The sequence below is a fragment of the Streptomyces sp. WI03-4A genome (genome assembly GCF_033792105.1).
GTDB lineage: Bacteria > Actinomycetota > Actinomycetes > Streptomycetales > Streptomycetaceae > Streptomyces > Streptomyces collinus_A.
This window is the reverse complement of the sequence record NZ_JARAUO010000001.1, coordinates 326,460-340,306: the sequence shown is the minus strand read 5'-3', so window position 1 is coordinate 340,306 and position 13,847 is coordinate 326,460. Positions and strand designations below refer to the sequence as shown.

Here is a 13,847-nt window from a genome sequence, read left to right as displayed (position 1 = left end):
GGGTCGCCGGCGATCGTCCGTCTGCTGTCCTTCAACGTAAGGTTGCGACTTCGGCGGCAGAAGAGGGACGGCAGGGTGAAGCGTTTCGAGCGGCTGGAGCTGATCCGCCGACTGGACCCGGTGGCGGACGCCGTGGAGATCTACCGCCTCAGCGTGGCGCTCGAATTCCCCTGGGACTACGCGCGGGCCCTCGAACTGGCGCTGTACCGCACCTACGCCGTCCCCGCCATCGGCCGGCTGCTCGCGCGGACGGCCGAGCTGACCGAGCGCACGCAGAAGCGGTACGACGACACCGTGCTGCTCCTCGACGCCGTCGTGGAGCACGGCTTCGCCGCCGAGGAGGGCCGTACCGCGATCCGCCGCATCAACCGGATGCACCGCAGCTACGACATCAGTGACGACGACATGCGGTACGTGCTCTCCACCTTCGTCGTGATGCCCAGGCGCTGGATCGACGCCTACGGCTGGCGACGGCTGTCCCGGCACGAGATCGTCGCCGCCACCGAGTACTACCGCACCCTCGGCCGGCACATGGGCATCCCCGGCATCCCCGCGACCTACGAGGAGTTCGAGGAACTTCTCGACACCTACGAGCAGGCGAACTTCGCCTGGGACGAGCAGTCCCGGCGGGTCTCCGACGCCACGCTCGACCTGATGGCGTCCTGGTACCCGAGCCCTCTGGCACCTCTGCTGCGCACGGGCACGCTCGCTCTGCTCGACGAGCCGCTGCTGCGCGCCTTCCGGTACGAACCGCCCGGCCCGGCCACCTCCGCGCTGGTGCGCCGCGCGGTGCGCGCGCGGGGCCGCCTGGTCCGGCTGCTGCCACCGCGCCGCACCCCGCACTTCGCCCGCCAGAACCGGGAGGTCAGGGGCTACCCGAACGGCTACCGGCCGGCCGACCTGGGCACCCGTCCTGTCCCCGGTGTGGGGGGTTGCCCGGTGCGGCACCTGGACACCTCAGCCGCCGACGCCCTCGAGTGAGGCCAGGGTGTCGCGGAGCCAGGCGAGTTCGGCCCGGCTCGTGGCACGCGCGATGGTGAGCACCCCGCGCCGGAACGGGTCGTCCAGGTCCTCGGCCGCCAGCGGCCGGTCGCCGTCGTAGAAGAAGCTCGCCGGCTCCTGAAGGAAGGCCAGCCGGCGCCGCAGCACGGCCGCCTGGGCCGCGGGGTCCTCCAGGTGCCGCAGGAACGCGAGCAGCGTGAACCACTGGTTCTCGTCGGTGATCTCGCGCTGTCCGGGATCGGCGAGACGGCGCTGCAGGTCCTGCCTGCCCTCCTCGGTCAGGGTCAGGACGTGCCGGGGCGCGGCCACGGCGCCGGGTTCGGTGGCCCGGGCCAGCAGTCCCGCCTTCTCCAGCCGCTTGATCGCCGGGTACAGCGTGCTCTCGGCGACGGGACGTACGTGGCCGGTGAGTGCGGCGATGTGCCGGCGCAGGACGTAGCCGTGCAGTGGAGCGTCGTGGAGGAAGCCGAGGATGGCGAGTTCCAGCATGAGCGCATTCTCTCGCACGGCCGTATGACCGCTGTACCACGGCGGGACGGTATTTCGATATCGCAATACATCGGTGCCGATGTATTGTTGCCGCACGCGACGCAGACGTAGTCATCAGGGAGGGGCACGGTGCAGCAGGCCGCATTCGACAGCAAGGGGAGCGCGATCCGCTGGACGGAGGTGCCCGGCGACGAGCCGGCGCGTGTGTACCTGCACGGGCTCGGCTCGGTCTCTTCCGTTTACCACGCGCACATCGCGGCACGGCCCGAACTCGCGGGCACAAGAAGCCTGTTCGTCGACCTGCCCGGTCACGGCATCAGCGACCGGCCGGCCGACTTCGGTTACTCGCTGGAGGAGAACGCCGACGCCGTGGCCGCCGCCCTGGACCGGGCCGGCGTCGTCGGCGCCGAACTGATCGCGCACAGCATGGGAGGCGCCGTCGCCGTCGTGCTCGCCCACCGGCGGCCCGAACTCGTCTCCCGGCTGGTCCTCGCCGAGGCCAACCTGGACGCCTCTCCACCCCCGACCGCCGGCAGCAGCGGAATCGCCGCCTACGAAGAGGACGCGTTCGTGGACGAGCACCACGCGCGCGTGCTGGAGGCCGTCGGCCCGCTGTGGGCGGCCACCATGCGGCTGGCCGACCCCCGCGCGCTGCACCGCAGCGCTGTCGGGCTGCGGCGCGGCTCCGAGCCCGTGATGCGCTCGATCCTGGAGGGCCTGTCGATCGACCGGGTCTACCTTCAGGGCGAGCACAGCGGCGAGCTCCCGGGCAGGCCGGCGCTGGAGGCCGCCGGAGTCCGCGTGATGACGGTTCCGTGCGCGGGTCACAACATCATGTTCGACAACCCCGACGTCTTCGCGGCGGCCGTGGCGGGACGGGACTGACCCTCGCGGCGCTCAGTCCTCGCGCACGGCCAGCGCGAGGAAGCGCGCGTCCTCGTCGACGTACGAGGTCATGCGCCACCCGGAGCGGGCCAGGAGCGGGGCGAGATTGCCCTCGGCGCGGAGGTCGTCGGGGGTGATCCGCCGGCCCTGGCGCGCCGCGAGGGCCGCCCGGCCGATGGGGTGGAACAGCGCGAGCGTGCCGCCCGGCCGCACCACACGCGCCAGCTCCCGCAGGTTCTCCGCGGGCCGCGGCAGATGTGCGATCAGGCCTGCCGCGAACACGGCGTCCAGGGACCCCGACCGCAGCGGCAGCGCCGCGACGTCGGCGAGCAGCAGTCCTCCGTCCCGGTGCCTGCCCGCCCGCGTGGCCGCCTCGAGCATCGCCGGAGTCAGATCGGCCCCGGCCACCACCCCGGAGGGGCCCACGGCGGCGCGCAGCGGTGGCAGGGCCCGGCCGGTGCCGCATCCCGCGTCGAGCACCCGGTCACCCGGACGCAGATTCAGGTCGGCGACGGCGGCGGCGTAGGCCGGGCCGTCGTCGGGAAACCTGTCGTCCCAGTCGGCCGCGCGGGCGGAGAAGAACTCCCGGACGTGTGTGTGATCCTCGCTCATGCTCGGCAATGATTCCTCACCGACATGAGGGACACTCCTGCGCGCACGTTCGAGCGCGAGGCGATCGTTCCCTCGCCTCTCCGGGTCAGATTGCAACACCTTTCGAAATGCGCCCCCTTCGTGCGCCCCTGCCCCGGATAGCGTCCCGGGGCCATGGGACACCTGGACCACGCAGCCTTCGGCTGGCTGACCCCCGTGCTGTCTTACGTCATGGCCTGCATAGGCGCCGCCCTGGGGCTGCGCTGCACCGTGCGGGCCCTCGCCACCACCGGCCGCTCGCGCCGCAACTGGCTCCTCACCGCCGCCTCCGCGATCGGGACGGGCATCTGGACCATGCACTTCGTGGCCATGCTCGGCTTCCGCGTCAGCGGCACCGACATCCGCTACAACGTGCCGCTGACCATCCTCAGCCTCGTCGTCGCCATGGTCGTCGTCTCCGTCGGCGTCTTCGTCGTGGGGCACAGCAGGGACCGCAACCGGGCCCTGCTGCTCGGCGGGCTCACCACCGGGCTCGGCGTCGCCAGCATGCACTACCTGGGCATGGCCGCGGTACGGCTCCACGGCGACGTGACCTACGACCCCGTGTTCGTCGGTCTCTCGGTGCTGATCGCCGTCGTGGCGGCCACCGTGGCCCTGTGGGCGGGCCTCAACATCAAATCCCCCCTCGCGGTCACCCTCGCCTCGCTGGTCATGGGCGCGGCCGTCAGCAGCATGCACTACACCGGGATGTTCGCGGTGAAGGTGCGCGTCACCCCGTCCGGGGAAGTCCTGCCCGGGGCCACGGCGATGCAGTTCATCTTCCCCCTCGCCGTCGGCCTCGGGTCCTTCCTCTTCCTCACCTGCGCCTTCGTCGCCCTCTCGCCCACCGCCGGCGAACGCGAGGCCTCCGCCTCCGCGCAGCGGCCCGTCCAGAGCACCGCCGGCTGACGGGCCCCGGCCCCGCACTCCCGACCCACGACCGAGCGAGGAGGCCATGCGCCCACCCCGTAGCACCCCCGAAACCGGCGCCTCGGCGCAGCCCCCACCCGCCCCTCGCGGCCGTCGGGCGCACGCCGGACCACCGGCCGACGAGAGCGCCGGCCACACCGGCGAGGCACCGCCCGCCGTCCCTTCCCCACGCGCGGGCCGCCGGCACATGCGCCCCCGCACGGTGCGGGCCAAGGTCGTCTGCCTGCTGATGGTGCCCGTCGTCTCACTGCTCGCCCTGTGGGCGTACGCCACGGTCAGCACCGCCCAGAGCGTCGCCCGGCTGCGCCAGTCCCAGCAGGTCGAGGATGAGCTGAGGGCACCGGTGGCCGCCGCCGTCACCGCCCTTCAGGCCGAACGGGCCGCCGCCGTGCGCCACGCGGCCGGCTCCGGCGCCGACGGGAACGGTGGCGACGACCTCGAAGGCCTCGCCGCCCGCACCGACCGCGCCGTGGCCAGGCTGCGGCTCGGCGACGACAGCACGGTCGCCGACAGCCGGGAACTGCCCGCCGGGGTCGCCGCCCGCCTGGAGGTGTTCGTCAGCGGTGCCGAGGGCCTGCGCGCGGTGCGCACCGCCGTACACGACCACACCGTGCGCTGGAACGAGGTGTACGCCCGGTACACGACGACCATCGCCACGGCCTTCACCGTGGACGGCGCCCTCACCGGCGTCCAGCAGGCCGACGTGGGCGCGGACGCGCGCGTGCTGCTCGAGTTCTCACGCGCCGCCGAAGCGCTCGCCCAGGAGGACGCCGTCCTCGGCAGCGTCCGGCCTGCCGCCGCCCTGCAGGGCGAACGGCTGCGGCTGTTCGGTGCGGCCGTCGCCACCCGCCGCACCCTCACCGACGCGGCCGTCGCCGACCTGCCCCGCCCCCAGCGCACCGCCTGGCGCGAGCTGACCGGCGGCCACGCCTACACGTCGCTCGCCGCCACCGAGGACAGGGTCCTCGCCGCCGGTCCCGGCGCGAAGGGCGTCGACACGACACCCGAGGGCGCCTGGAACAGCGCCCACGCGCGCGTGCAGAACGGCATGCGCACCATCGCCACGGACACCGGTCGCGCCGTCGCCGGTCGCGCCGACCCCTTCGCACGCGGCCTGCTCAGCCCGGCGGGCGCCGCCGTGCTGTTAGGCCTGGCCGCCGTCGCCGCCTCCCTCGTCATCTCCGTCCGCATCGGCCGTGCCCTCGTGGTCGAGCTGGTGAGCCTGCGCAACGACGCCTTGGAGATCGCGCGCCGCAAACTCCCCGAGGCCATGCGGAGACTGCGCGCCGGAGAGGAGATCGACATCCGGGCCGAGACACCCGCGGGACCGCCCGCCGAGGACGAGGCCGGGCAGGTCGCCGAAGCCCTGACCACCGTGCACCGAGCCGCACTGCTCGCGGCCGTGGAACGCGCCGAACTCGCCAGCGGCATCTCCGGGGTCTTCGTCAACCTGGCCCGGCGCAGCCAGGTGCTGGTGCACCGCCAGCTCAGCCTCCTGGACAGCATGGAGCGACGCTCCGACGACCCGGACGAACTGAGCGACCTGTTCCGCCTCGACCACCTCACCACCCGGATGCGGCGCCACGCCGAGAGCCTGATCATCCTCTCCGGAGCCGCACCCGGCCGGGCGTGGCGCATGCCCGTGTCGTTGACGAACGTGGTCCGCGCGGCCGTCTCCGAGATCGAGGACTACGCGCGCGTGGAGGTCCGTCAGCTCCCCGAGGCGTTCGTCAACGGCACCGCGGTGGCCGACCTCACCCACCTGCTCGCCGAACTCGTCGAGAACGCCGCCCAGTTCTCCCCGCCCCACACGCGCGTGCGCGTCACCGGCGAACCCGTCGGCAACGGCTACGTCCTCGAGGTCGAGGACCGGGGCCTCGGTATGGGCGCCGACACCCTCGCGGACGCCAACCGGCGCATCGAGCAGTCCGAGGCACTGGACCTGTTCGACAGCGACCGCCTCGGACTCTTCGTGGTCAGCCGCCTCGCCTCCCGGCACGACATCAAGGTGCTGCTGCGCACCTCGCCCTACGGCGGCACCACCGCCGTCGTGCTGCTGCCCACCGCCCTGCTCCACACCGGCTCCGCGGAGCGTGCCGGTCAGCAAGGCCGTCCCCGCCACGAGGAGACGCCGGCCGGGGTGGAGCAGCCGCACGCCCACGCGCGCGTGCCCGACGCCCCGCCGCCCAGCGCCGTCACCGCCCAGGACGGCCGACCCGCCCTCGCCGCCACCGCTCCGGCCCCTCCGCCGCCCGCCCACGAGCCTCGCCGGTCCGCGCCCGAACCCGCGCCGTCGTCGCACCGGCCCCCGCCGACCGCACCCGAGTCACCGGACCCCGCATCCGAACCACCCCCCGGAGTCGCCACCTTGAGGCTGCACCGCGCGACCGACGACTCCGAATCCTCCGAAAACCTTCCGCGCCGCGTACGGCAGGCGAGCCTTGCGCCCCAGCTCCGCCGCCGGCACCCCGAAACGCCGGAACCGGAGCCCGAAACGCACGGCGACGACGCGCGCACCCCCGAACTCGTGCGGGACCGCATGACGGCCTACCGCGCCGGCTGGACCCGAGGTGGTGGCGGGCGACCCGGCCGCGGTGCCGCCCGCGCACCCCGATCGGGCCGTGACACCACCGAAGGAGACCCGGCATGATCCAGGACCCGAACACAAGAGCCGCCCAGCGGTCCGGCGAACTCGACTGGCTGCTGGACGACCTGGTGATGCGGGTGAGCGAGGTACGGCACGCCGTCGTGCTCTCCAACGACGGCCTGGCCGTCGGCGCCTCCACCGGCCTCACCCGGGAGGACGCGGAACACCTGGCCGCCGTGGCCTCCGGCTTCAACAGCCTCGCCAAGGGCGCCGGACGGCACTTCGGGGCCGGCGGCGTGCGCCAGACCATGGTCGAGATGGACGACGCCTTCCTGTTCGTCGCCGCGGCCGGCGAGGGCTCCTGCCTCGCCGTGCTCACCGCGGTCACGGCGGACATCGGCCTGGTCGCCTACGAGATGGCACGCCTGGTCAAGCGGGTGGGCGAGCACCTGCGCACCGCACCGCGCCTCTCCGCCCGGCCGCACGCCGCCGGATGAGCCGGAAGGGCGGCATCCATGACCGAGAACCCGACCGGCGGCCCGCACGAGCAGGGCAGCCAGTGGTACGACGGCGAGGCCGGGCCCCTGGTCCGTCCCTACGCGATGACCGGCGGCCGCACCCAGCCCGGCCCCACCGGCGTCCGCTTCGACCTGATCGCCCTCGTCACCCTCGACCCCGCGGCACCCGTGGCCGACGACGACACGGCGCTCGGCCCGGAGCACCTGGCCCTGATCGAACTGTGCCGCAGTGAGACCCAGTCGGTCGCCGAACTCGCCGCCGACGCCGACCTCCCGGTGGGCGTGGTCAGGGTGCTCCTCGGCGACCTCCTGGAACTGGGCCGCGTCACGATCAGCCGCCCGGTGCCCCCGGCCCACCTGCCCGACGAGCGCATCCTGCGCGAGGTGATCGAAGGACTGCGGGCGCTGTAAACGAACGTTCCTCCACCCGGCAGGCGCCGCGACGTACTCCGTTCCGTGCGCGTTCCGTAACCAACCGTGCGCGAGCCGGTCACATCAGGCGTATTTCGCTCCAGTCCCCCGGAGAGGCGCCGGAGTTGCCATGATGCTGACTTCTCGTTCCGCGCACCTCGACACCGACCGAAGCTGCCATCCGAGAGAAGTGATCATGGTCTCCGAGCACCCCGACACCGCCGGCGACATCTCCGCCCTGGCCCTGAAGATACTGGTCGCCGGCGGATTCGGAGTCGGCAAGACGACCCTCGTCGGGGCCGTCAGCGAGATCCGCCCGCTGCGCACGGAGGAACTGCTGAGCGAGGCAGGGCAGTTGGTGGACGACACCGACGGCGTGGACCAGAAGGTCACCACGACCGTCGCCATGGACTTCGGGCGCATCACCATCCGCTCCGGCCTCTCCCTCTACCTCTTCGGCACACCGGGCCAGGACCGTTTCTGGTTCCTGTGGGACGAACTCTCCCAGGGCGCCCTCGGTGCCGTCGTCCTCGCCGACACCCGCCGACTGGAGGACTGCTTCCCGGCCGTCGACTACTTCGAGCACCGGCGCATCCCCTTCGTGGTGGCCGTCAACTGCTTCGCCGGAGCGCGCGGATACGGCGCCCGCGACGTCTCCCGGGCCCTCGACCTGGACCAGGGCACCCCGGTGGTCCTCTGCGACGCGCGCGACCGGGACTCGGGCAAGGAGGTGCTGATCAGCCTCGTCGAGTACGCCGGGCGGATGCACACCGCCCGGCTCCTCGACTCCGTGGGATGACCCTCAGGCGGCCAGGTCCCTGACCGCCACCACCTTGTCCACGGCGACCCGTACCAGCAGTTCACCCGGCACGCCGTTACGGGCGCCGTACTCCTCCGCGCGCTCCTCGCCCATGTACCGCGCGGCGATCCGGGTGGCCCACAGACGCACCTCGTCCAGTTCCTCGGACAGCCGGGCCTGCCCGGTCAGGACCACGAAGTGGAACGGCGGCCGGTCGTCGTCGACGCACAGGGCGACACGCCCGTCACGGGCGAGATTGCGCCCTTTCACCGTCTCCTTCCCGGTGTTGAAGACCAGTTCGTCCCCGTCCAGCAGGAACCAGATCGGGGCCACATGCGGGCTCCCATCGGCACTGACGGTGGACAGCTTGCCGGTTCGCGTGCCGTTCGAGACGAACGCCCGCCATTCCTCATCGGTCATCTTCTGTGCCATACGCCCATCCTGCTTGCCCGGACGCCGGTCGTGGGGAAGGCTGGCGCACAGATCCTCCAGCCAGGGGGAGACGTCACACGGGGAGAGACCGAACATGGCGCACAACCAGGGACTCGGCTGGCTCCTGGACGACCTGACCCAACGGGTGGACCACGTACGGCACGCGCTGGTCCTCTCCAACGACGGGCTGGTCACGGGAGCGAGCACGGGCCTTCGCCGCGAAGACGCCGAGCATCTGGCCGCCGTCGCCTCCGGACTGCACAGCCTGGCCAAGGGCTCGGGACGCCACTTCGGGGCGGGCACGGTACGCCAGACGATGATCGAGTACGACGACGCCGTGCTGTTCGTGACCGCCGCCGGCACCGGCAGCTGCCTGTGCGTCCTCAGCGGTGCGGAGGCGGACATCGGCCAGATCGCCTACGAGATGACCCTGCTCGTCAACCGCGTCGGCGAACACCTCGGCGTGGACGCCCGGCACCCCGAGCGACCCCCGTCCGCCGAGCTCTGACCTGCGCTTTCTCCGTGTCGTCGGGGTTATCCACAGGCCGGACACGGAACGCGAGCAAAAGGATACGGTGGGTGCACGGCGAACGCACAAGGCGTGAGCCACCCGCTCCACGGGGGAGTACCACCATGCCGGACAGCACCTTCGTCCCCTCCAGCCCCGCCACCTACTCGCCGGGCCGCGCTTCCCGTGAACTGGGCCTGAAGCGAGCCGACTTCGAGCTCGCCGTGCACCTCGGCCGCATCCGCACCGTGCCCGACGACAGCGGGGGCGGCGGCCGCCGGGTCGAGCGAGCCGAGATCGACCGGCTGCGCGCCGAACCCGGCTTTCCCGACACCCTCTACGAGCGCGTGCATGTCGTGGGCACGGCCGAAGGAGCCGCGCTCATGGACATCCCGGCGGGCCGCTTCACCCGGCTCGCGCGCCTGGGCCTGCTGGTGCCGGTGCGCTTCTACGTCAACCGCTACCGATCCGTCGTCTGGCTCTACCTGGCCGAGGACCTGCGGCACTTCGCCGCACAGAGCGTGAACTCGCGCCTGCTCAAGGGCCGCGCCCCCGAGACCCTGCGAGGCCAGCTCGCTGCGGGAGTGGATCTACGGGCCCGCAACTGGCGTGGACGCCACCTCGGATTCCTGCTGCGCAAGGCCGACGACCCCTGGGCGCGAGCCGGCGCCCTGGCCGCGCTGCTCCCGCTCGTCGACGTCCACGACGTCGTCAGGGACCCCTACGAACGTGCCCATCTGAACCGCTTCCGCCCGGCCCCGCCGGACCAAGGGGCGCCGGGCTCTCCCTCCGCGCTCCTCGCCGAGGAGCTCATGACGGCACAGGACGCGGACGAGATCGGCTGGCTGCGCAGCGAACTGCGCCGCGCGGCGGAGGAGGCGCGCGCCCACACAGCGGCCCCACGGCAGACCGAGCCCGCCGCGCGACCGGCCCCACGACACCACAGGCCCGTCCGCCCCGCGACCGCGCACGGCGAGAACACCCGGCGCATCGGGAGCACCGCAAGTGCCGGCGACCCCTGGGCCGTCCGCAGCCCGGCGGAACCGCACGCCGCACCCACCGCGCCACCCACGGTCCCGGGCGACAGGCGCGGACCGACGGCGACGCGAGCCGCCCGCGGCCTGCGGGTCTGGCTGCGGCGCAGAACCCCGAGGCCCGCGAGGGTCTGAAACGCGGCGCTACAGGGCCCGGAACAACCCTTCCTGGACGACCGACACCAGCAGCCGTCCCCGCACGTCGTAGATGCGCCCGCGGGCGAGGCCACGCCCGCCGGTGGCGATCGGGGACTCCTGGTCGTACAGGAACCACTCGTCCGCGCGGAAGGGACGGTGGAACCACATGGCGTGGTCCAGGGACGCCATGTCGAAGTTCCGCGTTCCCCACAGGGGTTCGACCGGAATTCGGACCGCGTCCAGGAGCGTCATGTCGCTCGCGTAGGTCAGGGCGCAGGTGTGCACGAGGGGGTCGTCACCGAGCGGTCCCACCGCGCGCATCCACACGGCGCTGCGCGGCTCGGCCCCCTCGATCTCCCCGGAGTTCCAGCGCAGCCGGTCGACGTAACGGATGTCGAAGGGCTGGCGGCGCGCCATGCGCTCCAGTTGCTCCGGCAGGGCGCCCAGGTGCTTGCGGATCTCCTCGGTCACCGTCGGCAGCGACTCCGGGTCCGGCACCTCGCGGGCCGGCGGCAGCTGGTGCTCGAACGGTCCTTCCTCAGGCTTGTGAAAGGAGGCGGTCAGATTGAAGATCGTGCGTCCCTGCTGCACGGCCGTGACGCGGCGCGTCGTGAACGACCGTCCGTCCCGGACCCGCTCCACCTGGTACACGATCGGCACGCCCGGGCGGCCCGGGCGCAGGAAGTACGCGTGCAGCGAGTGCACCGGACGGTCGCCGTCCGTGGTGCGCCCGGCGGCGACCAGGGCCTGGCCCGCCACCTGGCCGCCGAAGACCCGCTGCAGTGACTCCTGCGGGCTTCGGCCACGGAAGATGTTGACCTCGATCTTCTCCAGGTCGAGCAGGTCGACCAGTCTCTCGGCCGGGTTCGTCATCGGTGGGAATCTCCAGTGCTCACAGCTGACCGACATCGGTGACACGCACGACCGCGCGGCCCTCGGCGTCCGAGGCCGTGAGGTCGATCTCCGCGCTGATGCCCCAGTCGTGGTCGTCATCGGGGTCGTCGAAGATCTGACGGACCCGCCAGAGGCCGTTCTCCGGCTCCTCCTTGATGACCAGCAGCTTGGGGCCGCGGGCGTCGGGGCCGGTGCCGAGGTCGTCGTACTCGTCCCAGTACTTGTCCATCGCCTCGCCCCACGCCTCGGCGTCCCAGCCGGCGTCGCCGTCCAGCTCGCCCAGTTCCCCGACCTGGTCCAGGGCGGCCAGCTCCACCCGGCGGAACATGGCGTTGCGGACCAGGACCCGGAAGGCGCGCGCGTTGGCGGTGACCGGCTTGACCTCGTCGGCCTTCTCCTGGGCCTCCTCGGCGGTCATCTCCTCCGGGTTGGCCAGCTGCTCCCACTCGTCCAGCAGGCTGGAGTCGACCTGACGGACCATCTCGCCCAGCCACTCGATGAGGTCCTGCAGGTCCTCGGACTTCAGGTCGTCCGGGATGGTGTGGTCGAGGGTCTTGTAGGCGCTGGCCAGGTAGCGCAGCACGATGCCCTCGGTGCGGGCCAGCTCGTAGTAGGACACCAGTTCCGTGAAGGACAGCGCCCGTTCGTACATGTCCCGGATCACCGACTTCGGCGACAGCGGGTGGTCACCGACCCAGGGGTGGCTCTTGCGGTAGGTGTTGTACGCGTGGAAGAGCAGCTCTTCCAGGGGCTTCGGGTACGTGACGTCCTGGAGGCGCTCCATGCGCTCCTCGTACTCGACGCCGTCGGCCTTCATCGCGGCCACGGCCTCACCGCGCGCCTTGTTCTGCTGGGCGACGAGGATCTGCCGCGGGTCGTCCAGGGTGGACTCGACCACGGACACCATGTCGAGGGCGTAGGACGGGGAGTCCGGGTCGAGCAGTTCGAACGAGGCGAGTGCGAACGTGGACAGCGGCTGGTTGAGGGCGAAGTCCTGCTGCAGGTCGACCGTGAGCCGGACGATACGGCCCTCGGCGTCCGGCTTGTCGAGCTTCTCGACGATCCCGCCGTCCAGCAGCGAGCGGTAGATGGCGATGGCCCGCCGGATGTGCCGGAGCTGCTGCCTGCGCGGCTCGTGGTTGTCCTCGAGGAGATGGCGCATCGCGTCGAAGGCGTTGCCGGGACGGGCGATCACCGACAGCAGCATCGTGTGCGTCACCCTGAAGCGCGAGGTCAGCGGCTCGGGCTCGGAGGCGATCAGCTTCTCGAAGGTGTTCTCCGTCCAGCCGACGAAGCCCTCGGGTGCCTTCTTGCGCACCACCTTGCGGCGCTTCTTCGGATCGTCGCCCGCCTTGGCGAGGGCCTTCTCGTTCTCGATGACGTGCTCGGGCGCCTGTGCCACGACCAGGCCCGCGGTGTCGAAGCCGGCCCGGCCGGCCCGGCCCGCGATCTGGTGGAACTCGCGGGCGCGCAGCGTACGCACCCGGCTGCCGTCGTACTTGGTCAGCGCGGTGAACAGGACGGTCCGGATGGGCACGTTGACGCCCACACCGAGGGTGTCCGTGCCGCAGATGACCTTCAGCAGTCCGGCCTGGGCGAGCTTTTCCACCAGGCGCCGGTACTTGGGCAGCATGCCGGCGTGGTGGACGCCGATGCCGTGGCGGACGTAACGGGAGAGGTTGCGGCCGAACTTGGTGGTGAAGCGGAAGTTGCCGATCAGCTCGGCGATCTGGTCCTTCTCCTCACGCGAGCACATGTTGATGCTCATCAGCGCCTGGGCGCGTTCCACGGCCTGGGCCTGGGTGAAGTGCACGATGTACACCGGCGCCTGCTTGCTCTGCAGCAGGTCGGTCAGCGTCTCGGTGAGCGGGGTGAACTGGTACTCGTAGGACAGCGGGACCGGGCGGGTGGCCGAGCGCACCACCGAGGTGGGGCGGCCGGTCCGCCGGGCGAGGTCCTTCTCGAAGAAGGACACGTCGCCCAAAGTGGCCGACATCAGGATGAACTGTGCCTGCGGGAGCTCCAGCAGCGGGATCTGCCAGGCCCAGCCGCGGTCACCCTCCGCGTAGAAGTGGAACTCGTCCATGACCACCTGGCCGACGTCCGCGTCCTTGCCGTCGCGCAGCGCGATCGACGCCAGCACCTCGGCGGTGCAGCAGATCACGGGCGCGTCGGCGTTCACGGAGGCGTCGCCGGTGAGCATGCCGACGTTCTCGGTGCCGAAGAGCTTGCACAGCTCGAAGAACTTCTCCGACACCAGCGCCTTGATCGGGGCCGTGTAGAAGGTGACCTCGTCGCGGGCCAGCGCGGCGAAATGGGCGCCCGCGGCGATCATGCTCTTGCCGGAGCCGGTCGGGGTCGAGACGATCACGTTCGCCCCCGAGACCGCCTCGATCAGAGCCTCCTCCTGGTGGGGGTAGAGGGTGATGCCGCGCTCCTGCGCCCACGACTCGAAGGCTTCGTACAGGGCGTCGGGGTCGGCGGTCGGCGGCAACTGATCGATGAGGGTCACGCACCCATCTTGCCTGGCCTTCTCCGCCAGAGGGGAATCGGCTGCGGAAGTGACGATCATGGCCGCTACGCTGTGTCG

Annotated in this window: 14 protein-coding genes; 9 read left to right on the top strand and 5 right to left on the bottom strand. The window is 71.8% G+C overall.

Annotation, left to right across the window (positions count from 1 at the left end):
- The first annotated feature begins 75 nt into the window (after positions 1 to 75).
- The gene (locus PV343_RS01590; protein WP_319144912.1) at positions 76 to 981 is read left to right on the top strand and encodes an oxygenase MpaB family protein; all 906 of its coding nucleotides are present in this window, start codon (positions 76 to 78) and stop codon (positions 979 to 981) included.
- Here the strand turns inward: PV343_RS01590 and PV343_RS01585 are convergent.
- Positions 958 to 1,491, bottom strand: a complete 534-nt coding sequence (locus PV343_RS01585) for a PadR family transcriptional regulator (RefSeq protein ID WP_319144911.1) — start codon at positions 1,489 to 1,491, stop codon at positions 958 to 960. The two genes, PV343_RS01590 and PV343_RS01585, sit on opposite strands and share 24 nt — an antisense overlap.
- Positions 1,492 to 1,620: 129 nt before the next feature.
- Between PV343_RS01585 and PV343_RS01580 the strand changes: the two genes are divergently transcribed.
- Positions 1,621 to 2,376, top strand: a complete 756-nt coding sequence (locus tag PV343_RS01580; protein ID WP_319144910.1) for an alpha/beta fold hydrolase — start codon at positions 1,621 to 1,623, stop codon at positions 2,374 to 2,376.
- A gap of 12 nt (positions 2,377 to 2,388) precedes the next feature.
- On the opposite strand, the gene PV343_RS01575 is transcribed toward PV343_RS01580, so the two are convergent.
- Entirely contained in the window at positions 2,389 to 2,988 is a 600-nt protein-coding gene (locus tag PV343_RS01575; RefSeq protein WP_319144909.1) for a class I SAM-dependent methyltransferase, read from the bottom strand.
- A 153-nt stretch (positions 2,989 to 3,141) separates the two neighbouring features.
- Here PV343_RS01575 and PV343_RS01570 point away from each other — a divergent pair, with 153 nt between their 5' ends.
- The 5 genes from PV343_RS01570 (at position 3,142) to PV343_RS01550 (ending at position 8,251) form a co-directional block, all read left to right on the top strand.
- Positions 3,142 to 3,915 (top strand): MHYT domain-containing protein, encoded by a 774-nt coding sequence (locus PV343_RS01570; protein WP_319144908.1) that lies wholly within the window; start codon positions 3,142 to 3,144, stop codon positions 3,913 to 3,915.
- Positions 3,916 to 3,961: 46 nt separating this feature from the next.
- Entirely contained in the window at positions 3,962 to 6,586 is a 2,625-nt protein-coding gene (locus PV343_RS01565; protein WP_319144907.1) for a nitrate- and nitrite sensing domain-containing protein, read from the top strand.
- Positions 6,583 to 7,020 carry a roadblock/LC7 domain-containing protein gene (locus PV343_RS01560; protein WP_319144906.1) on the top strand — a complete coding sequence of 146 codons (438 nt, stop codon included), beginning with the start codon at positions 6,583 to 6,585 and terminating at the stop codon, positions 7,018 to 7,020. The genes PV343_RS01565 and PV343_RS01560 overlap by 4 nt, the downstream gene beginning before the upstream one ends.
- 18 nt (positions 7,021 to 7,038) lie before the next feature.
- On the top strand, positions 7,039 to 7,452 hold the full coding sequence (locus PV343_RS01555) for a DUF742 domain-containing protein (RefSeq protein WP_319144905.1): 414 nt from the start codon (positions 7,039 to 7,041) through the stop codon (positions 7,450 to 7,452).
- A 196-nt stretch (positions 7,453 to 7,648) separates the two neighbouring features.
- On the top strand, positions 7,649 to 8,251 hold the full coding sequence (locus PV343_RS01550; protein WP_319144904.1) for a GTP-binding protein: 603 nt from the start codon (positions 7,649 to 7,651) through the stop codon (positions 8,249 to 8,251).
- A gap of 3 nt (positions 8,252 to 8,254) precedes the next feature.
- Here the strand turns inward: PV343_RS01550 and PV343_RS01545 are convergent, their stop codons facing one another.
- A complete protein-coding gene (locus tag PV343_RS01545; RefSeq protein ID WP_319144903.1) occupies positions 8,255 to 8,683 on the bottom strand; it encodes a PPOX class F420-dependent oxidoreductase in 429 nt (142 codons plus the stop codon).
- A gap of 94 nt (positions 8,684 to 8,777) precedes the next feature.
- Here PV343_RS01545 and PV343_RS01540 point away from each other — a divergent pair, with 94 nt between their 5' ends.
- Both PV343_RS01540 and PV343_RS01535 read left to right on the top strand, forming a co-directional pair.
- Entirely contained in the window at positions 8,778 to 9,191 is a 414-nt protein-coding gene (locus PV343_RS01540) for a roadblock/LC7 domain-containing protein (protein WP_319144902.1), read from the top strand.
- Positions 9,192 to 9,316: 125 nt separating this feature from the next.
- On the top strand, positions 9,317 to 10,360 hold the full coding sequence (locus PV343_RS01535) for a DUF6397 family protein (RefSeq protein ID WP_319144901.1): 1,044 nt from the start codon (positions 9,317 to 9,319) through the stop codon (positions 10,358 to 10,360).
- Between the two features lie 9 nt (positions 10,361 to 10,369).
- Here PV343_RS01535 and PV343_RS01530 read toward each other — a convergent pair whose 3' ends face one another.
- Together PV343_RS01530 and PV343_RS01525 are read right to left on the bottom strand one after the other, a co-directional pair.
- Positions 10,370 to 11,236 carry an acyl-CoA thioesterase gene (locus PV343_RS01530; RefSeq protein ID WP_319144900.1) on the bottom strand — a complete coding sequence of 289 codons (867 nt, stop codon included), beginning with the start codon at positions 11,234 to 11,236 and terminating at the stop codon, positions 10,370 to 10,372.
- A gap of 19 nt (positions 11,237 to 11,255) precedes the next feature.
- The gene (locus PV343_RS01525) at positions 11,256 to 13,769 is read right to left on the bottom strand and encodes a DEAD/DEAH box helicase (protein ID WP_319144899.1); all 2,514 of its coding nucleotides are present in this window, start codon (positions 13,767 to 13,769) and stop codon (positions 11,256 to 11,258) included.
- Between the last annotated feature and the right edge of the window lie 78 nt (positions 13,770 to 13,847).